This is a genomic window from Arthrobacter woluwensis (assembly GCF_030816155.1).
Lineage (GTDB): Bacteria > Actinomycetota > Actinomycetes > Actinomycetales > Micrococcaceae > Arthrobacter_E > Arthrobacter_E woluwensis_A.
The window spans coordinates 1,333,756-1,354,046 of the sequence record NZ_JAUSXR010000001.1; the positions used below are offsets into that span (position 1 = coordinate 1,333,756).

A 20,291-nucleotide genomic window follows, 5' to 3' on the forward strand; every position below is an offset into this window, starting at 1 on the left:
GCAATGTGGCGTCCTTCACCATCTAAGATCGTAGCCCGTGACACCGGGGGACGGGCTGTGCGGGAATGCAAGGGCCGCCCCGAACGTTGAGCAGTAAATCAATCAGGACGACGATCGCCGGCCGGGGCCGGATGGTGTGGAGGGTACTTTGTTCGACCAGACGTATGGAGCGCTGCTGGATCCTGCCGGGCTCTACCGTGCGGACGACGAGCTTCTGCAGGACGGGTCTCTGAAGGGGCTGAACCTGCTCATGGCCTTCACCGGATTCGCCGACGCCGGTCACGTGGTCCGGCAGATCTCCGCTGAGCTGCTCGACTCTCCGTCGGTGCGCCCTGTCGCCGTTTTCGACGCCGACCAGCTCCTCGACTACCGCTCGCGGCGTCCTCACCTCACGTTCGCCGAGGACCACCTGCAGGACTACGCGCCGCCGCGGCTCGCGCTGTACGTGCTGGAGGATCCGCTCGGCACGCCCTTCCTCTTCCTGGCGGGCTTCGAGCCCGACCTCCAGTGGGAGCGCTTCGCCCGTGCGGTGGTGAGCCTCGTCGAGCAGCTCGACGTGAACCTGGTGACCTGGGTCCACGCGATCCCCATGCCGGTGCCGCACACCCGTCCCGTGGGCGTGACCGTGCACGGCAACCGGCCCGAGCTCATCGAGGGCATCTCGGTGTGGCGGCCGACCGTCGAATTCCCCGCCGCGATCGGGCATGTCCTGGAACTGAAGTTGATCGCCGCGAAGCGCAATGTGGCGGGGTACGTGATCCATGTGCCGCACTACGTCGCCGACGCGGAGTACCCGCAGGCCGCCGTCGCCGGCATGGAATACCTGGGCGCCGCCGCGAACCTCATGCTGCCGTCCGACCGCTTGCGGGAGGTGGCCCGGGATGTCGCCCGGCAGATCGCCGAACAGGTGGAGGCCAGCGAGGACGTGCAGCAGGTGGTGCGCAACCTTGAAGAGCGGTACGACCAGCACAGCGAGAACACCGTGCGCCGCTCCCTGCTCGCGGACGAGAATGACGAGCTGCCCAGCGCCGAATCCCTCGGCGCCGCGGTGGAGGCGTACCTGGCGCAGGAACTGCTGAGCCAGGATGACGACGACGCCGGGCCCGGAAGCGGTCCGGACGCCGGCAGCGACGCTGAAGACGGCACGGCGGGCCGCGGCCACCAGCCCGGCGGCGCCTGAGCGGGGGAGATTTTTCGGACGCCGTGAGCAGGGCGTGACCCGGCCTTCACGGGGCCGCGTGGAGCACGCCCGGCCGTGTGCGTGAAACCCATGCGGAAGAATGGACCCGTGAGCAGCGTGCGTTCGTGGGTGATGTGGGGTATCGGAGTCTTCGCGTATCTGGTGGCGGTGACACAGCGGACGTCCTTCGGCATCGCGGGCCTGGAAGCCACCGACCGGTTCCATGCCAGCGCCGCCGCGATCTCCGCCTTCTCGGTGCTCCAGCTCCTCGTGTACGCCGGTCTCCAGATCCCGGTGGGCGTCCTGGTGGACCGTCTCGGCCCCCGCAACATGATCGCCATGGGCGCCTTCCTCATGTTCCTGGGGCAGGCGCAGCTCGCGGCCGCGGACTCGGTCGCGGCCGGCGTCGTCGGACGCGTGCTGGTGGGCGCCGGTGACGCCGCGACCTTCGTCTCCGTGCTGCGGCTGATCCCGGCCTGGTTCCCGGCCCGCACCGTGCCGCTCATGACCCAGTTCACCGGAATGGTGGGTCAGCTCGGCCAACTGGTCAGCGTCATACCCTTCGCCTGGCTCCTGCACTCGACGGCCTGGACTCCGGCCTTCCTGTCGCTGGCGGGACTGTCCGCGCTCGCCTGTGTCCTGGTGGTCGCCCTGCTCCGGGACAGGCCGCACGGCCGGGCGCGGCCGCAGTCCACGGGTGGGATGAAGGAGATCGGCCACGCCCTGGCCGAGTCCTGGCGCGAACCCGGCACACGACTGGGCCTGTGGAGCCACTTCACCACGCCGTTCGCCGGGACCGTCTTCGCGATGGCCTGGGGCTATCCGTTCCTGATCTCGGCCGAGGGCCTGGACCGGGGGACCGCTTCGGCCGTCATGAGTCTCTTCGTCCTGGTGGCCATGGTCTCCGGACCCTTCTTCGGCCGGTTCGTGTCCCTGCACCCGGTCCGGCGGTCCTCCATGGTTCTCCTGGTCTCCCTGGTGACGGGCGCCGGCTGGCTGGCCGTGCTCCTGTGGCCGGGACGCGCCCCGCTCTGGCTCCTCATCACTCTGGTGGTGGTCATGGGGATCGGTGGTCCGGCGTCGATGATCGGCTTCGACTTCGCACGGACCTCCAATCCGGTGGAGAGGATCGGCACGGCCACCGGGATCGTCAATGTCGGCGGTTTCGTGGCGGCACTCCTGAGCATGTATGTGATCGGTCTGGTGCTGGACCTCCTGAACGCCAGTGGTTTCTCCCACGGGGAGCTGTACGGCCTGGAACCCTTCAGGATCGCGATGTCCACCCAGCTGATCTTTCTTCTGGTGGGCATGGTCGCGGTGGCCGTGGTGCGGAGGAGGGCCCGTCAGGCCGCGGGGATCTCGCCGCGGCCCCTGGCCCGGGTGCTCTGGGAGCGTTCGCGGGGCGGCAACCGCTGATCCCGGCGCACGACGGGTGCCCGGAGCCGGCGTGGGCGCCGGCTCCACAGATCCTCCGGTGCGTCCCGTCCACATAGCGGTGTTCGGCGCTCCCACCCCTCTCTTTCCACGGGGAAAGTGGGTCCATGAGCATTGCATCGCTGACCGCCCGTGGGCCGGAAGACATCCTGGCCTACATCCCCCATGCCATCGGATTCTGGCCCCGGGATTCCCTCGTCTGTCTGACCGCCCGGTCCGGCCGGATCGGCGCCACTCTTCGTGTCGACCTGCCGGCCCGTGACCTCCGGGGGGACGCGCTGCTGAGGTATGTGCGTGCGGTTCTCAGCTACCTGGAGCATGACTCCTCGGCTGACAGCACGTTCGTCGCGATGTTCCAGGACACCGGCGTGGCGGGAGTCCGTGGCGAGCGGGCCGAACTCATGGCGCTCCTGGCCTGGGTGCTGGGTCAAGCGGGCCGTCCCGTGCATGAGCTGTGGCTCGTGGGGACGGACGGGTGGAACGGTTCGGGCTGCCGCGGCGCCGAGTGTTCGCTCACCGGGGAGGGCCCCTGTGAGGTGGACGCAGCGCATCCGCTGGACCTGATCCGCGACTCCCGCCTGGCAGCCGAACTCGTGTTCCAGGGCAGCGCGGTCGATCCCCATCCGGGGAGGCCTTTCCCACCGCAGAGACAGGAGTCCCCGGGAGATCCAGGCCCGTCGACCGGTCCGCACGATCATCCCGCCTCGACGGCGGTCGCCGACGACGCGCCGCTGGACCAGCCGAGCCTGGCCGAAGCGCTGGATTTCTGGGAGCCGTATCTCGACGGCACGGCATCTCTCGTCAGCGCAGCATCCCCTGACGGCACTGCCCTTCGTGACAGCACTGCGTTTCCTGACAGTTCCATGGCTTCTGACCGCGTTGCGTCTCTGTCCCGCGCACTGTGCCACACCCTCGAGATCCCGGCCGTCCGGGACGCGGTCTATGTGTCCGCAGGGTCTTCATGGAGCATCGCGTTTCAGGGCGGGCGAGCCGCTGCGGCGGTCCTGGCCGATGCCATCGGTTCTGAGGCGGCCCACGGACCGGAACCGGACGAGGGCGAGAATCCGCGATCGCCGGCCGGGCAGGACTTCATCCCGTGGCTGGGGGCTTTCGGTGATGTGTTCCTTGCTGAGAGTGGGACGGGACCTGATTGGGACCGGATGAATCACTTCGCCACCATTCTCCAGAACCTGCTCCATCAGGCGGGGGACCGCCCTCCGGCGGGCGTGCTCACCGGGCTGGCCTGGGTGGAATGGTGCCGTGGGAGAGGCAGTCAGGCCTCCGCGTTGCTGGACCAGGCGCTCGTGGTGGAGCCGGGTCACCGCTTGGCGTCGCTGCTCAACCGGGCGATTCTGAGCGGTGCCCTCAGCGGGTGGGCGAGCCGGCGCCACAGCAGTTGGAGACGGCCCCTGGACCGACCGGTCAGCGGGGTGGACACGCAAGCGACGCCGGACGCGGAGGAGTGAGGCCCGGTCTCCGTCGTGTGGTGAAGAACACCTTGAAGCTGGCCGGGAAAAGGGTATCCTTCCGGTCGGTGCTACGGGACGCCTCGATTTCGTGAGAGACTAGTAGCCGAGACCCGGTTGGGTCCGTGAACTTGAAGGTTGTTCAGTCGAAGTCGTTGAAAACTTCGGGGAACAATCACCAGGCCGGTGGCGTTGTCTTAGACAGGCTCTGCTGGTCCGGAGTAACTGCCGCTGGCAGCACGGACTTGACAGGGTCATAGTGGTGTTGCCCTCCGGGACACCGCCAGGCGCTGCTAGAAAGGGTTTCTGTGACCACTCCCACGACGAAGGAAACTGCCGTGAAGGCCGAGTTGACTGACGAGGAGAAGAAGAAGGCGCGCGCCGCCAAGGCTGCCGCCACACGCGCCGCGAATAAGGCCAAGAAGGAAGCCGAGGCCGCCGCCGGGCAGGATGACACCGCCCCCGCGACGCGCCGTCCGGCCGCCAAGAAGAGCGATGCCGCGCCGAAGGGCCGGGGCCGCAAGGCTGCCGGTTCCGAGCTGGATGAATCCTCGGACGCCGTGGAAGAAGAGCCCACTGAGGACGTGGAAGCGGATGCGGCCGAGACCGATGAGGCGACCGCCAAGCCCGCCGCCACCGGGAGCGGCTTCGTCTACTCCGACGCGAGCGATGACGATGCGCCCGTTCAGCAGGTCATGTCGGCCGGCGCCACGGCCGACCCGGTCAAGGACTACCTGAAGCAGATCGGCAAGGTGGCTCTCCTCAACGCCGAGCAGGAGGTCGACCTCGCCCTCCGTATCGAGGCGGGCCTCTTCGCCGAGGAGAAGATCGCTGCCGAGGGGGACACCATGGACCCCAAGTACCGTCGCGAACTCGACTTCATCATCCACGACGGCAAGCGCGCCAAGAATCACCTCCTGGAGGCCAACCTCCGCCTGGTGGTCTCCCTGGCCAAGCGGTACACCGGTCGTGGCATGCTCTTCCTGGACCTGATCCAGGAAGGCAACCTGGGCCTCATCCGTGCCGTCGAGAAGTTCGACTACACCAAGGGCTTCAAGTTCTCCACATACGCCACCTGGTGGATCCGTCAGGCCATCACCCGCGCCATGGCGGACCAGGCACGCACCATCCGCATCCCGGTGCACATGGTCGAGGTCATCAACAAGCTCGCCCGTGTGCAGCGTCAGATGCTGCAGGACCTCGGTCGCGAACCCACACCGGAGGAGCTGGCCAAGGAACTCGACATGACGCCTGAGAAGGTCGTCGAGGTCCAGAAGTACGGTCGCGAGCCCATCTCGCTGCACACGCCGCTGGGCGAGGACGGCGACTCTGAGTTCGGTGACCTGATCGAGGACTCCGAGGCCGTGGTTCCGGCCGATGCCGTGAGCTTCACCCTGCTCCAGGAGCAGCTTCACTCCGTGCTGGACACCCTGTCCGAGCGCGAGGCCGGTGTGGTGGCCATGCGCTTCGGCCTCACCGACGGACAGCCGAAGACTTTAGACGAAATCGGCAAGGTCTACGGTGTCACGCGTGAGCGTATCCGCCAGATCGAATCCAAGACGATGTCCAAGCTGCGTCACCCTTCGCGGTCGCAGGTCCTCCGGGATTACCTGGACTGAGGTTCTTCCGGAAGTCCCCTCGTGGTCCCGGTCCATTCCGGGCCGGAACCACGAGGGGACTTCCGCCGTTAACAGCACATGATGCCGAGTGAAGGAGCCATTCGTTGATCGGCCAGGCCACCCCCTTGCCCCAGACCTACAACTTCCGTGGGCTGGGCTCCCTGCCCGCAGGCGGACGGCTCACCAAGGAGGGTGTCTTCTTCCGTTCCGACGCCCTCCACCTGCTGAGCGATGAGGGCCGGAGCCTCCTGCGAGAGCTGAAGGTGGCAACCATCCTGGATCTCCGGGACGACGACGAAGTGCTGCACGCGCCCAGCGCGCTGACGGGTCTCGACGTCGAAGTGCTACGCGGCAATGTCCTGGCCGGCGCTCTGGGCACCTCGCTGCAGAGCCTGCCGACGCTGCCGGGGCTGTACCGGATGATCCTGGCGCAAGGCGGCTCCGTGGCGGTGGGGCTCGCGCGCAGCGTGACGGCCAACGCTTCGCAGGGCCGCTCCACGCTGGTGCATTGCACGGCGGGCAAGGACCGCACCGGGGTCATGGTGGCCCTGCTGCTGGACGCGGTGGGGGTGGATCGCGAAGCGATCGTCGCCGATTACGCCGGCACCGAGGCGAATCTCGCGGGGGAGTGGCTCGAAGGGGTCAAGGCCCTCCTGGGCAAGATGGGGGTTCCGGTCAGTGAGCAGATCCTCGCGATCGCGGGAGGGAGCCCCGCCTCCGCCATGCTTGAGACCCTGGAACTGCTGGACGCTGACTTCGGGGGCGGAGCAGGCTATCTCACCCACCACGGACTCACCGCTGCGGAACTCGAGGCACTCCGGGCCGCTCTCCTGACGGGCAGCGTGTGAGTTTCTGTGAATCTTATGAATCTTATGAACCCTGAGGGCATTCATCTGGCGTTGAGCCGCTGGCCCGACGTCGAGGCTGACAACCTCCAGGCCTTCGACGGCGCGGATCGCCTGCTGCTCGAGCACGCCTCGGAGCAGCTGGACCGTCTGCAGGCGGAGGGGATCCATGACCCGGAGGTCGTGGTGATCGGCGACCGCTACGGCGCGATCAGTCTGCCTCTGCTCGCTCGTTCCACCGAGGGCGGGCCGGCGGCCGTTTCGCGGCTCCGGATCTGGCAGGACCTGGCCACGGGGGAAGCCGCCCTGGACGCCAACGCGGCGCGGCTCGGCATCACGGGATTCGTCAGGATCCACGACGACGAATCCTCGCCGGCGCTCTACGGCCCGGCGCTGCTCGCCGGGGCTCGCCTGGTGCTGTTGCGCCTGCCCAAGAATCTGGCGGAGCTCGCGGAACTGAGCGAAGCGATCGCGGAACACGCGCACCCCGACGTCGTGGTCCTGGCCGCAGGCATGGTCAAGCACATGACGCTGTCCATGAACGACGTGCTCGGCGCCGATTTCGCCTCCGTCACCGCGAGCCTGGCCAAGGGCAAGGCGCGTGTCCTGACGGCGACCCGGCCGCGTACTGACCAGTCCCGCGCCGACCGGCCTGTTGCCGACCAGCCCCGCGCCGTCGGTCCCGGAGAACCCGTGACGGCGCCGGACTCAGGCGTGGCGGCGGACCCGAACCCGGACACGAACCCAGGCCCGGACGCGACCGGGCACAGCACCAGCTCCTTCCCGGTGCGTGAATGGCACGAGGGTCTCGGACGCGAAGGTGACCTGGCTCTCGAGGTGCACGCCCATGGGGCGGTGTTCGCGGGCGCGAAGGTGGACATCGGGACCCGGTTCCTGCTCGATTTCCTGCCCCGCATGCCCGAGGTCGCCACGGCCATCGATCTCGGCTGCGGCTCCGGCGTGCTCGCCACGCTGCTGGCCGCGTCGCAGCCCGGGGTGCGGGTGGTCGCGAGCGACGTCTCGGCCGCCGCGGTGCGAAGCGCCCGCCTCACCGCCACGGCACACGGCGTGGGGGACCGGGTCCTCGCGGTCCACACGGATGCGCTCGACGGGTTCCCGAGCGGATCGGCGGAACTGATCCTGCTCAACCCGCCGTTCCATCTGGGCCACAGCGTGCACGCGGGAGCGGCGCTCAAGCTCTTCCGCGCAGCCGCGGAGGTGCTCAGTCCAGGCGGTGAGCTCTGGACCGTGTGGAACAGCCATCTCGGATATCTTCCGGCTCTGGAGAAATACGTGGGCCCGACGGACATCGTGGGCCGGAACAGGAAGTTCACCGTCACACGGACCAGGCGCAACGTCGCGGAAACGGCATGATCGGGACTCAACAGTTCAGTTGCAGGTTCCGGGACCCTGCGGCTGGTAGCCTACGAGCAAACGCAAGTTGCCCTGCACTTTTCTTGAAGGAGAATGCGTGACTGAGCTCCGCACGCCCGCTTCGCGGCGCGGAACCAACCTACCCAAGATGGGCGACTTCAACCTGACGGTGATCCTCGACACCATTCGGCGGTCGCCCCATGGACTGAGCCGGGTTGAGCTTGCGGGTCTGGTCGGCCTTTCACCCCAGACGATCTCCAACATCTCTCGCCGTCTGCTGGATCAGGGACTCATCGTCGAGGCGGGCAAAGCCGGCGTGGGTCCGGGCAAGCCCCGCACCATCCTGCGCCTGAACCCCTCCGGCATGTACGCCGTGGGCGTGCATGTGGACCCGGCGGTCATCAGCTTCTCCGTCCTGGACCTGACGGGCAATGTGGTCCTGGACTCGAAGATCGACACCCCGGAGGCCGGCGAGCCGACCGCCGTCATGGCCGCGATCGTGTTCGAGGTCCAGCGTCTCATCGAGGAATCCGGGGTCGACGCCGCCAAACTCACGGGTCTCGGCGTCGCGGCGCCCGGTCCGATCGATCTCGACGCCGGAACCGTGGTCAACCCGCCGCTGCTGGAGGGCTGGACCCGTGTCCACCTGCGGGACGCGCTGAGCAAGGCCACCGGCCTTCCGGTGGTCCTGGACAAGGACGTCACGGCGGCCGCTGTGGCCGAGACCTGGGTCGCGGGTGACAACGCCTCCAGCAACTTCGGGGTCTTCTACATGGGCACCGGCATCGGCTGCGGACTCGTCCTCAACGACGAAGTGTTCCGCGGAGCGAGCGGCAACGCAGGGGAGATGGGCCACATCGTGGTCGACCCTGACGGCCCGCCGTGCGACTGCGGACTCAACGGCTGCGTGAAGTCGACCGTCATTCCTCGCGTCCTGGTGGACGCCGGGGCGAAGGCCGGTCTGGTTGAGCCTCTGGCGGAAGGCGACTCGAGCGTCGTCGTGCAGGAGCGCTTCAACAAGCTCTGCGATGCGGCCGACGGCGGGGACGAGGCCGCGATCGCGATCCTGGACCGCTCGGCGCTGCACCTCTCGCGTGCGGTCTCCGTGATCGCCAATGCCATGGACCTGGACCGCGTGGTGTTCGGCGGCCCGTTCTGGACAAGGCTCGCACCGTATTACCTCAACCGTGTTCCGGAGCAGGTGGCGCATGGCGCCGACGCTCGGGACATCCATGTGCCTCAGGTCGTGGGCAGCCGCGTGGGCGAGGACGTCGGCGCCATCGGCGCGGCGTGCCTCGTCCTGGAGCACGCGCTGGCTCCTCGCTCGGAACGTTTGCTGCTGGGCGGCTGAGTCCGTCGAGAACTGACCTCCAGGCCGCGGCGCTGAACATTGTTCGGCGTCGCGGCTTTCTGCTCCGTAAGATTGCGTCTTAATTCGATGATGCGTTTGCCGAGGCCGATCAGGCTCTCGTAGTGTGGACACATCAGTTACCGCGGTAACGTGTCAGCGACCCTCTCATGGAGGGTGTGGGTGCCCCCATGTGGGCCTGACATTTGCACACGGCAACAGGCCAGGCGTCAGCATGCGCGCCGGTCTGCCGTGCCTCATCCATAACGCCAGACGTCGAGGATTGCAGATGTCCCCACCCAGCCTCATTGACCGACCCCTACAGCAGCAGGGCACGACGCCCGTCGCGCTGTCCTACGAACTGTTCCCTCCCCGCTCCCAGGCCGCCGAGGAAGTCCTCTGGGCCACCATCCGTGAGCTGGAGACCACCGCGCCGGACTACGTGTCCGTCACCTACGGAGCCAGCGGCTCCAACCATGACACCGCACTGGACCTGGTGGCCCGCCTGCAGGAGGAGACCCTCCTGCGCCCGCTGGCCCATCTGACCTGTGTGGGGAACACGGCCGCCGAACTCGCCGGCATCGTGGCCCAGCTCCTGGACCACGGCGTACGCGGCATCCTGGCTCTGCGGGGTGACCTTCCCCGGGACGGCTCTCCGCTCCCCGAAGGTTCCCTGCACTACGCCCAGGATCTGGTGGAGCTCATCCGCCGGGTGGAGCAGAGCCGTTCGGCCCTGCTCTGCGCCGGCAAGGTGGCCATCGGCGTGGCGGCTTATCCGACGCGTCATCCGGAGTCACCCAGCGAGGCCCACGATGTGGAGGTGCTGCTGGCCAAGCAGCGCTCCGGCGCCGATTTCGCGATCACCCAGGTGTTCTTCCACGCCCGGCAGTACGAGGACCTGCTCGTCCGTGCCCGCCGGGCCGGAGTGACCATCCCGATCATCCCGGGCGTCATGCCCCTGACGAGCCTCCGGCGCGTCACCAGGCTGTCCGAGCTGTCCGGCGTCGCGCCCGATCCGGCGCTGATGCACGCGCTCGAGACGGCCGGCAGCGAGCTGGAGGCGCAGCGCATCGGCGTGGCCGCCACCGTGGAGCTGGCCAATGCGGCCCTGGATTCCGGGGCGCCCGGCCTGCATCTCTACACCTTCAATGAGCACCGCCATGCGCTGGACGTCCTGGACCGGCTGAATCTGCCGCGTCCCAGCCGCCCGCTCCACGAGCGTGCCGCCCTGGCCTCCTGAGGCCGTCCCTTCTTCACTTCGCCGGATCCGTCCGGCACCACAGGGGATACCCCCTGCCCGAAAACCTGAACCGAACTCAAAGGATTCATCATGACCGCACAGACCCCCTTCCCCGCAGCCAGCCTCCTCGGCTACCCGCGTATCGGCCGCCGTCGCGAACTCAAGAATGCCGTCGAAGCCTACTGGGCCGGGAAGATCGACGCCGCCGCGCTGGACGCCGCGGCCAAGGAGATCCAGCTGGGCAGCGCCCGCCGTCTGGTGGAGCTCGGCCTGGACGAGCCGGCCGCGGTGCCGGGCACCTTTTCCTACTACGACCAGGTGCTCGACGCCGCAGCTCACCTGGGTGCCATTCCGGCCCGTTTCGGGAACCTCCTCACCGACGAGGGCGTCCTGGACATCGACGGCTACTTCACCCTGGCCCGCGGCTCCCGCGAGCAGCAGCCGCTCGAGATGACCAAGTGGTTCGACACCAACTACCACTACCTGGTCCCGGAGATCGGTCCGGAGACCGACTTCCGCCTGACGTCCTCCCGCGTGGTCGAGGAGTTCCAGTACGCTCTGGCGAACGGCATCGAGACCCGCCCGTACCTCGTGGGTCCGGTGACGTTCCTGCTGCTGTCGAAGGCGTCCGACGACGCCCCGGCCGGCTTCCAGCCTCTGTCGCGGCTCGAGGACGTCCTGCCCGTCTATGCCGAGCTGCTGGGCAAGCTCGCCGCCGCGGGCGCCGGCTGGGTCCAGCTCGACGAGCCCGCCCTCGTGGTCGACCAGGACATCCCGGCGGAGCAGCTCGATGCCGCGGTGACCCGCGCTTACGAGGTCCTCACCGCCGTCGCCGATCGCCCGCAGATCCTCGTCTCCACGCCGTACGGCTCGCTCGATGGTCAGCTGGGCGCCCTGGCGGCCAGCAGCATCGATGCCCTGCACCTGGACGTCTTCAAGGGCGCGGTGCCGTCCGAGGCCGCGCTGGCCGCCCTGGGCTCCAAGACGCTGGTCGCCGGCGTGGTGGACGGCCACAACATCTGGCGGAACGACCTGGCCGCCTCCGCGGCGGTTCTGGACGCTCTCAAGGCCTCGGCCGCTCGAGTGACCGTCTCCACATCCACCTCCACGCAGCACGTTCCCCACGACGTCGCCGAGGAGACCAAGCTCTCCGAGCAGCTGAAGTCCTGGCTCGCCTTCGCGGATCAGAAGGCAGTGGAGGTCAAGACCCTCGCGTCCTACCTGACCGACCCGGCAGCCGCGCAGGCTGCGATCGAGGCGGCTTCCGCCGTCATCGCCTCCCGCGCCACCGCCGAAGGCGTCCGCCGTGACGAGGTCCGGGCCCGCACCGCGGCGCTGACGGGAGCCGACTTCAGCCGTTCCGAGTACGCGGTCCGTGAGGCCGCCCAGGAAGCCGCTCTGCAGCTGCCCGCCCTGCCCACCACCACCATCGGTTCGTTCCCGCAGACGTCCGAGATCCGCTCCGCCCGTGCCCGCAACATCAAGGGCGAGCTGAACGACGCTCAGTACGAGCAGCTCATGAAGGACGAGATCAAGCGCGTGGTCGACCTGCAGGAGGAGCTGGGCTACGACGTGCTGGTGCACGGCGAGCCGGAGCGTAACGACATGGTGCAGTACTTCGCGGAGAACCTGGACGGTTTCGACGTCACCGTGCACGGCTGGGTCCAGTCCTACGGCTCGCGCTGCACCCGCCCGTCCATCCTCTGGGGTGACGTGACCCGGTCGGCTCCCATCACGGTGGCCTGGGCCGAGTACGCCCAGTCGCTGACCGAGAAGCCCATGAAGGGCATGCTCACGGGCCCGGTCACGATCCTCGCGTGGTCGTTCGTCCGGGACGACCAGCCGCTGGGGGAGACCGCCAACCAGTTGGCCCTCGCCCTGCGGGATGAGATCACCGATCTGGAGGCGGCCGGCATCAAGGTGGTCCAGGTGGACGAGCCCGCCCTGCGCGAGCTGCTGCCCCTGCGCAAGGCCGATCAGCCGGCGTACCTGAAGTGGTCCGTGGACTCCTTCCGTCTCGCGACGGCGGGTGCCCGGGATGCCACGCAGATCCACACCCACCTCTGCTACTCCGAGTTCGGCGTCATCATCGACGCGATCGACGGCCTGGACGCGGACGTGACCTCGATCGAGGCGGCACGCTCCCGCATGGAGGTCGTGCACGACCTCGAGTCCCACGGCTTCGGCCGCGGCGTCGGGCCGGGTGTCTACGACATCCACTCGCCGCGCGTGCCCGGTGAGGCCGAGGTGACGGAACTGCTCTCCACCGCGGTCAAGCACGTGCCGAGCCGCCAGCTCTGGGTCAACCCGGACTGCGGCCTGAAGACCCGCGGCTACGAGGAGACCGAGGCGTCGCTGCGCAACCTCGTGGAGGCTGCGAAGGCCGTCCGTGAGGATATCGGCGCGAGCGTCTGACGCTCGACTTGCAACACCTCTGACGCACGACGGCGGCGGGTCGCCCGGAAAGGGTGACCCGCCGCCGTCGTGCGTCAGGGAGTGGGCTCACGCCCAGGTGATCTCGTCGTCCACCACGCCGTCCGCGTCCGCGGTGGCCACGAGCACTTCGTCACTGAAGTGCTCGCCCAGGCTGAAGTCCAGGACGAAGTAGCGTTCCGGCTGGTCGGGGAAGATCCCGACGTGTCCGAGCCTGAGGGCGCTGACGAAGCTCTGATCGTCCACCTCGTCGGTGGTGCCGAAGGTGGCCCAGCGTTTCTCCTGGTCGAGCCCCTTGCAGTGGAAGTGCCGGAACTCCTGGACCTGGCTGTCCTCCTGCCCCAGTTCCTCGCTGATCAGGTCCTTGATCTGATCCACCAGCTCGGGGAGGTAATGCAGCCGGTAATCGGCTTTGTGCACGGAGGCCTGGTCCGGGCGCTCATGCGCGGCGAAGTTGAGCTCGATCTCCACGGGGACCCCGTGCACGGTGTGCCGGGTGGTGAAGCAGTGCGCCGTCCCGTGATTGAGTTCGAGTTCACCGAAATGCTCGCTGATGACCGTGCTCATGTGTTCAACATAGACCGGCCCGGCTCCGCTTTCCAGACTTGCCGCTTCGGCGTTTCCGGGTTACGTGCGCGCCCGGAACCGCCACGGGCCACACCCGGGGCCGGCCGGGGATTCAGCGCTGCAGGGTCTCCCGCAGGGTGTCGGAGAGCAGTTCCAGGAACAGGTCCACCCGGGGGCCGCCCTTGCCGCCGGGCAGCAGGGCGAAGACGTTGCGGGCCAGCCGGATCTCCGGGACGTCGAGGATCGCGATCCCGTCCGGCCGGTCGCCGAGGGCGAGCTCGGGGACCAGGGCGGCGCCGAGTCCCGCGGCGGCGAGCTCGACGCTGGCCGTGAAGTCGTCACTGTGCGCCACCACACGGGGGTGCAGACCGCAGCTGGCGAAGAGCCGCTCGATCACCACGGCGTCCGCGGTTCCGGGGTGGTGCACGATCCACGGCATGCCGGAGAGCTGCTCGGCGGCCACTGTGGCGCCGGGGGAGAAGCGCCAGGAGGAGGGGACCACCACGCGGAAGTCGTCGTCGCCGATCCATTGGCGCCGCATGGAGTGGGGCCAGGCCAGGCCGCTCTGTCCCACCTGGTACACCAGCGCGAGGTCGAGCTCGCCGCCGTCGCGCAGTCCCTGGATGGTCTGACCCGGTTCGGCGACGGAGATCTTCAATTCGATCCCGAGGCGTGTCCAGGTGGGGTTGCTCATGATGCGGGGCAGGACGTAGGTCGCGAGGCTGGGGAAGATGCCGAGCCGGAGCTCCTGCCGGGTCTCGTCCTGGGCCTTGGACGCCGCGGCCAGCAGGGCCTCGATGTCGGTGAGGACCTTGGTGGCGTGCCGGCTCATGGCCTGCGCGGCCTCCGTGGGGACGATGCTGCGGGCATGGCGCTGGAAGAGCTCGACGCCGGCGTCGCGCTCCAGAGCTGAGATCTGCTGGGAGACGGCCGACGCGGTGTAGCCGAGGTGCTGTGCCGCGGAGGCGAAGGAGCCGTGCCGGATCACCGCGAGCAGGGTTCGCAGGTGGACTGGGTTGATCACGGGTGGCCTTTCCTCCGGGGTCGTCCCAGACAGTTTAGGCGGTCGGCTCAGACGGCCCGTCGGGGGTGACACGGGGCACCCGTGACACCCTCCCGGCGACACGCCGAGGGTGGGCGACACGCAGTGAATTAAATGTGCCAAACCTCATGCACAGCTTGTGGATCGAGGGGGCGTTAATCGCGGATTTCCGGGCAAGATCAACCCTCTGGGCTGTGGACAAACGGTGGATAGAATGACATGCTTGTAATACAGCATCTTGGGGTGCAAGACGGGGCGTTGCACTACATGTAGTATCGACATACGCAATCGGGCCACGAGGTCCTGTGCTGAGGATTCCGCTGGAACAGCAGGAATCCAGGTGTTCCGGAAGGGGACGCGGCACAGGCGGGATCGCGGCCCAAGCAAAGACTGAAGGGGAGAGGGACATGACCGTTACGGTGTACACCAAGCCAGCCTGCGTCCAGTGCAACGCCACCTACCGCGCTCTGGACAAGAAGGGCATCGTCTACCAGAGTGTGGACGTCTCCCAGGACCCCGAGGCGCTGGAGCGCCTCAAGGAGATGGGCTACCTGCAGGCCCCCGTCGTGGTCACGGACAACGACCACTGGTCCGGCTTCCGTCCGGACAAGATCGCGGGCCTCGAGGCCGCGGCCACCGCGGTGGCCTGATCGCCTCCTGAGCGTTCGCTGGACCTGCGTTTGCACGACCAGCATTCGCACGACGGCGGCCCCTTGCCACGTGCCGCACCGTCCACGGTGTGCGGCGCCGGTGGGCCGTCGTCGTCCTGGCGGCAGGCGGGCTGCCCTGCCGCGACACGGGACCCGGCGGGTCCTGCGACGAAGTGAACTGACAACAGACTTGATGGGGTGACTTCGATGGCAACGCTCACGCGTGATCCTCACGGGACGCGGGACGCCAGCGCCGGACAGGACGTGGAGAGGGGAAGCTTCCGCGTCTCGTCCAGTCACCTCATCTATTTCTCCTCGGTCTCCGGGAACACCCGGCGATTCGTGGAGAAGCTCGGAAGGAACGCGGACAGGATCCCGCTCCTTCCCGCGGAAGAACCACTGCTGGCCACCGAGCCGTTCGTCCTGGTCCTCCCCACGTACGGGGGAACCGGGGGAGACGGGTCGGTCCCCAAGCAGGTCATCAGATTCCTGAATGTTGAACAGAACCGCAAGCTGATCCGGGGCGTGATCGGGGCAGGGAACACCAACTTCGGGGACAACTACTGCATGGCCGGTGACATCATTGCCGCCAAATGCCATGTTCCCCACCTGTACAGATTTGAACTGATGGGCACGCCGGACGACGTGCGCCGAGTCAACGAGGGATTGGACACGTTTTGGACACGACTGTCGCAGAACCAGAGCTGAGCGAGGTTTCGGTGAAGGCTGAGAAGGCCCCACTGCCGGAGGCTTACAAGGGCCTGGGTTATCACGAGCTGAACGCCATGCTGAACCTCTACGGTCCGGACGGCAAGATCCAGTTCGACGCGGACCGCGAGGCCGCCCACCAGTACTTCCTGCAGCACGTGAACAACAACACGGTGTTCTTCCATGACCTGGAAGAGAAGCTCGACTACCTCATCAAGAACCAGTACTACGAGCGCGAGACGCTCGATCAGTACACGATGAACTTCATCCGCGAGCTGTTCAACCGCGCGTACAAGAAGAAGTTCCGCTTTGAGACCTTCCTGGGCGCCTTCAAGTTCTACACCTCCTACACGCTCAAGACCTTCGACGGCAAGCGGTTCCTGGAGCGCTACGAGGACCGTGTCTGCATGGTCGCGCTGCACCTGGCCCGCGGCAATGAAGAGGTCGCGCTCGGCCTGGTGGACGAGATCATCGAGGGCCGTTTCCAGCCCGCGACCCCCACCTTCCTCAACGCCGGCAAGGCACAGCGTGGCGAGCTCGTCTCCTGCTTCCTGCTGCGCATCGAGGACAACATGGAGTCGATCGCCCGCGGCATCAACTCCGCCCTTCAGCTGTCCAAGCGCGGCGGCGGCGTGGCCCTGTCCCTCACCAACATCCGTGAGCACGGCGCGCCGATCAAGCAGATCGAGAACCAGTCCTCCGGTGTCATCCCCGTGATGAAGCTCCTCGAAGACAGCTTCTCCTACGCCAACCAGCTGGGCGCGCGTCAGGGCGCGGGAGCCGTGTACCTGCACGCCCACCACCCGGACATCTACCGCTTCCTCGACACCAAGCGCGAGAACGCCGACGAGAAGATCCGCATCAAGACGCTGTCCCTCGGCGTCGTCGTGCCGGACATCACCTTTGAGCTGGCCAAGAAGAACGAGGACATGTACCTCTTCTCGCCGTACGACGTCGAGCGCGTCTACGGCATCCCGTTCTCCGACGTCTCGGTGACCGAGAAGTACTACGAGATGGTCGACGATTCCCGGATCAAGAAGACCAAGATCAACGCCCGTGAGTTCTTCCAGACCCTCGCGGAGATCCAGTTCGAGTCCGGTTACCCGTACATCATGTTCGAGGACACCGTGAACCGGGCGAACCCGATCGCCGGCAAGGTCACCATGAGCAACCTCTGCTCGGAGATCCTCCAGGTGTCCACCCCCAGCATCTACAACGAGGACCTGTCCTACGAGACCGTGGGCAAGGACATCTCCTGCAACCTGGGCTCGATGAACATCGCCAAGACGATGGACTCGCCGAACATCGGTTCGTCCATCGAGACCGCGATCCGCGCGCTGTCCGCCGTGTCGGACATGTCTTACATCAACTCGGTGCCGTCCGTGGCCGAGGGCAACGCCAAGAGCCACGCCATCGGCCTCGGCCAGATGAATCTGCACGGCTACCTGGCGCGTGAGCGGGTCCACTACGGTTCCGAAGAGGGCCTCGACTTCACGAACATCTACTTCTACACCGTGCTCTACCACGCGCTGCGGGCGTCCAACCGCCTCGCGATCGAGACCGGTGAGACGTTCGGCGGCTTCGAGAACTCCAAGTACGCGAGCGGCGAGTTCTTCGACAAGTACACCGAGCAGGAGTGGGCCCCCGCCACCGAGCGTGTCCGCGAGCTGTTCGCCAAGCACCACATCCCCACCCAGGATGACTGGCGCGAGCTCAAGGCCTCGGTCATGGAGCACGGCATCTACAACCAGAACCTGCAGGCCGTGCCGCCGACCGGTTCCATCAGCTACATCAACAACTCCACCTCGTCGATCCACCCGGTGGCCGCCAAGATCGAGATCCGCAAGGAAGGCAAGATCGGCCGCGTCTACTACCCGGCGCCGTACCTGACGAACGACAACCTGGAGTACTACCAGGACGCGTACGAGATCGGCTACGAGAAGATCATCGACACTTACGCCGCCGCCACGCAGCACGTGGACCAGGGCCTGTCCCTGACCCTGTTCTTCAAGGACACGGCCACGACGCGTGACATCAACAAGGCGCAGATCTACGCGTGGAAGAAGGGCATCAAGACCCTCTACTACATCCGCCTGCGTCAGCTCGCGCTGGAAGGCACCGAGGTCGAGGGCTGCGTCTCCTGCATGCTGTGACCTTCCGACGACGGCGGCCCTGCCGCCGTCGTCGGTCTTCACCCTGATTCATCCACAGACATCAAAGTAAGCAAGGGAAAATCGATGAGCGCCGAGAAGGTCAAGCTGCTGGGCCACGTTGAGGCCATCAACTGGAACCGCATCCAGGACGAGAAGGATGTGGAGGTCTGGAACCGCCTGGTCAACAACTTCTGGCTGCCGGAGAAGGTGCCGCTGTCCAACGACGTGCAGTCCTGGCACACGCTGACCGCGGACGAGCAGCAGCTGACCATGCGCGTGTTCACCGGCCTGACGCTGCTGGACACCATCCAGGGCACCGTCGGCGCCGTGTCGCTGATCCCGGACGCGCTGACGCCGCATGAAGAGGCCGTGTACACCAACATCGCCTTCATGGAGAGCGTGCACGCCAAGAGCTACAGCTCGATCTTCTCCACGTTGTGCTCCACCAAGGAGATCGACGACGCCTTCCGCTGGTCGCTCGAGAACGAGCACCTGCAGAAGAAGGCTCAGATCGTCATGGATTACTACCAGGGCGAGGATCCCCTCAAGCGCAAGGTCGCCTCGACTCTGCTGGAGAGCTTCCTGTTCTACTCGGGCTTCTACCTGCCGATGTTCTGGTCCAGCCACGCCAAGCTGACCAACACCGCCGACCTCATCCGCCTCATCATCCGTGACGAGGCCGTGCACGGCTACTACATCGGCTACAAGTTCCAGAAGGGTCTGGAACTGGTCTCCGAGGAGAAGCGCCAGGAGATCAAGGACTACACCTTCGAGCTGCTGTTCGAGCTGTACGAGAACGAGGTGGCGTACACCCACAGCCTCTACGACACGGTGGGGCTGAGCGAGGACGTCAAGAAGTTCCTGCACTACAACGCCAACAAGGCCCTCATGAACCTGGGCTACGAGGCGATGTTCCCGTCCTCCGTGACGGACGTGAACCCGGCGATCCTGTCGGCGCTGTCCCCGAACGCGGACGAGAACCACGACTTCTTCTCGGGCTCGGGTTCGAGCTACGTGATCGGCAAGGCCGTGAACACCGAGGATGAGGACTGGGAGTTCTGAGTTCGCTGCTCTCTCTGCGGTGACGCCCTGCGTCTGACGCACGACGGCGGCCGCTCACCTGGGGTGGGCGGCCGTCGTCGTCGTGTGCGGGGGAGCGTTGCCGCGGCTAGATCCTCAGCGTCAACACGGTGATGACGACCACCAGGATGACGACGAGGAGCCCGGCGCCGCAGCCGATGGCCGCGATCGCTCCGTAGCCGAGCCGCGAGACGCGGGCTCCGGAGGCTCGCATCGCGGCGAGGAACTCGTTTCCGCCACCGGCGTTGAACGCCTGCGCGGCGCCCACCTGGTTCATGGCCCGCCCGGCGGTGCTCATGGCGCCGAGGGCCTGGTTCCCGGTGATTTCACCGACGACGTTCGCGGCGCCGAAGTTGAGCGCCTGGTACACCGCTCCCGGGTTGGCGAGGATCGGGTAGTTCCGCCCCGCCACCGTGAGGGTGATGCGCTGCGCGGCCGACTTCACGGTGACCTGGGCTGCGGGAACGCTGAAATACTGCATCCATCCGGTCGGCGACCCGACCCAGAGCGTGACGATCCCCTCCGCGAGCACCGCTTGCGCCGGGTACCAACTGTTCGTCGCGTTGTCGCCATAGGCGCCGGTGAACGTGGCATGAGGAAAAATGGAAGGCATCGTCACGCCGCGAGTCTACCCGTCGGGTTCTCCGGACCTGTCACTCCTGCCCTGTCACTCCTGTCCTGTCACTCCCGTCCGAGAGGAACCCCATGGCCAAGAAGAAACGCAGCACGAGCCGAGCCGGCGGCGCAGTCCAGGAGGAGCAGGCGCTGCGCGGCAAGGCGCGGCGGGCCGTCGACGTCGTGACGCCGGCCTTCGTGGCGTGGTTCGCCGAGCACGAGGAGCCGGTCGGCCTGTGGAACGCGGCCGCCGTGCTGGACGTCGTGCAGGACTTCGTGTTCGCGCATGCCGAGGGGACCGGCGTCGTCTCCGCCACGGGGTTCACCCCCGACGGATTCGTCGGCGCCTACGACGTGCTGGCCGAGAGCGTCGACGGCAAACAGGACCTCAGCGACTTCCTGGGCGCAGCCATGCACTCCTACCTCGACTTCCTGGAGGACACCGGCAGCTGGACCGGCGAACCCGCGGACCTGGCCACGCTCCAGGGCTGATCGCGGGCGGCCTGAATACTGGCCGAATGCAGAAATAAATGTCAG

Annotated in this window: 17 protein-coding genes; 14 read left to right on the forward strand and 3 right to left on the reverse strand. The window is 67.0% G+C overall.

Features of this window, described 5'->3' with window-relative positions; genetic code table 11:
- Positions 1–148 precede the first annotated feature (148 nt).
- From QFZ52_RS05940 to metE, 9 genes are all read left to right on the forward strand, one after another.
- Positions 149–1,180 (forward strand): proteasome assembly chaperone family protein, encoded by a 1,032-nt coding sequence (locus QFZ52_RS05940; protein ID WP_307496706.1) that lies wholly within the window; start codon positions 149–151, stop codon positions 1,178–1,180.
- 108 nt (positions 1,181–1,288) lie between these two features.
- Positions 1,289–2,596, forward strand: a complete 1,308-nt coding sequence (locus QFZ52_RS05945; RefSeq protein ID WP_307496707.1) for an MFS transporter — start codon at positions 1,289–1,291, stop codon at positions 2,594–2,596.
- Positions 2,597–2,721: 125 nt separating this feature from the next.
- Complete coding sequence (locus QFZ52_RS05950) at positions 2,722–4,080, forward strand: DUF4192 family protein (RefSeq protein ID WP_307496708.1); 1,359 nt, start codon at positions 2,722–2,724, stop codon at positions 4,078–4,080.
- Between the two features lie 338 nt (positions 4,081–4,418).
- Positions 4,419–5,699: an RNA polymerase sigma factor gene (locus QFZ52_RS05955; RefSeq protein WP_373425631.1), complete on the forward strand. Its 1,281-nt coding sequence runs from the start codon at positions 4,419–4,421 to the stop codon at positions 5,697–5,699.
- Positions 5,700–5,803: 104 nt separating this feature from the next.
- Complete coding sequence (locus tag QFZ52_RS05960; protein WP_307496710.1) at positions 5,804–6,547, forward strand: tyrosine-protein phosphatase; 744 nt, start codon at positions 5,804–5,806, stop codon at positions 6,545–6,547.
- A gap of 24 nt (positions 6,548–6,571) precedes the next feature.
- Positions 6,572–7,918 (forward strand): class I SAM-dependent methyltransferase, encoded by a 1,347-nt coding sequence (locus tag QFZ52_RS05965; RefSeq protein ID WP_307496711.1) that lies wholly within the window; start codon positions 6,572–6,574, stop codon positions 7,916–7,918.
- 97 nt (positions 7,919–8,015) lie between these two features.
- Positions 8,016–9,269 (forward strand): ROK family transcriptional regulator, encoded by a 1,254-nt coding sequence (locus QFZ52_RS05970; protein WP_307496712.1) that lies wholly within the window; start codon positions 8,016–8,018, stop codon positions 9,267–9,269.
- 286 nt (positions 9,270–9,555) lie between these two features.
- Positions 9,556–10,506 (forward strand): methylenetetrahydrofolate reductase, encoded by a 951-nt coding sequence (locus QFZ52_RS05975; protein ID WP_307496714.1) that lies wholly within the window; start codon positions 9,556–9,558, stop codon positions 10,504–10,506.
- A gap of 90 nt (positions 10,507–10,596) precedes the next feature.
- Complete coding sequence (metE, locus tag QFZ52_RS05980; protein WP_307496715.1) at positions 10,597–12,921, forward strand: 5-methyltetrahydropteroyltriglutamate--homocysteine S-methyltransferase; 2,325 nt, start codon at positions 10,597–10,599, stop codon at positions 12,919–12,921.
- An 87-nt stretch (positions 12,922–13,008) separates the two neighbouring features.
- On the opposite strand, the gene QFZ52_RS05985 is transcribed toward metE, so the two are convergent.
- The gene (locus tag QFZ52_RS05985) at positions 13,009–13,506 is read right to left on the reverse strand and encodes a DUF2004 domain-containing protein (protein ID WP_307496716.1); all 498 of its coding nucleotides are present in this window, start codon (positions 13,504–13,506) and stop codon (positions 13,009–13,011) included.
- Positions 13,507–13,618: 112 nt separating this feature from the next.
- Positions 13,619–14,530 carry a LysR family transcriptional regulator gene (locus QFZ52_RS05990; RefSeq protein ID WP_066212932.1) on the reverse strand — a complete coding sequence of 304 codons (912 nt, stop codon included), beginning with the start codon at positions 14,528–14,530 and terminating at the stop codon, positions 13,619–13,621.
- Between the two features lie 425 nt (positions 14,531–14,955).
- Between QFZ52_RS05990 and nrdH the strand changes: the two genes are divergently transcribed.
- From nrdH to nrdF, 4 genes are all read left to right on the forward strand, one after another.
- Positions 14,956–15,198, forward strand: coding sequence for a glutaredoxin-like protein NrdH (gene nrdH, locus QFZ52_RS05995; protein ID WP_066212929.1), 243 nt, complete (start codon positions 14,956–14,958; stop codon positions 15,196–15,198).
- 207 nt (positions 15,199–15,405) lie between these two features.
- Positions 15,406–15,906 (forward strand): class Ib ribonucleoside-diphosphate reductase assembly flavoprotein NrdI, encoded by a 501-nt coding sequence (gene nrdI / locus QFZ52_RS06000; protein ID WP_307498672.1) that lies wholly within the window; start codon positions 15,406–15,408, stop codon positions 15,904–15,906.
- A gap of 32 nt (positions 15,907–15,938) precedes the next feature.
- Positions 15,939–18,059, forward strand: a complete 2,121-nt coding sequence (gene nrdE, locus QFZ52_RS06005) for a class 1b ribonucleoside-diphosphate reductase subunit alpha (RefSeq protein WP_307498673.1) — start codon at positions 15,939–15,941, stop codon at positions 18,057–18,059.
- 84 nt (positions 18,060–18,143) lie between these two features.
- Entirely contained in the window at positions 18,144–19,121 is a 978-nt protein-coding gene (nrdF, locus tag QFZ52_RS06010; protein WP_066212927.1) for a class 1b ribonucleoside-diphosphate reductase subunit beta, read from the forward strand.
- 106 nt (positions 19,122–19,227) lie between these two features.
- Here the strand turns inward: nrdF and QFZ52_RS06015 are convergent, their stop codons facing one another.
- Positions 19,228–19,758, reverse strand: a complete 531-nt coding sequence (locus QFZ52_RS06015; RefSeq protein WP_307496718.1) for a hypothetical protein — start codon at positions 19,756–19,758, stop codon at positions 19,228–19,230.
- A gap of 86 nt (positions 19,759–19,844) precedes the next feature.
- Between QFZ52_RS06015 and QFZ52_RS06020 the strand changes: the two genes are divergently transcribed.
- The gene (locus QFZ52_RS06020; RefSeq protein WP_307496720.1) at positions 19,845–20,246 is read left to right on the forward strand and encodes a hypothetical protein; all 402 of its coding nucleotides are present in this window, start codon (positions 19,845–19,847) and stop codon (positions 20,244–20,246) included.
- Positions 20,247–20,291: the final 45 nt, after the last annotated feature.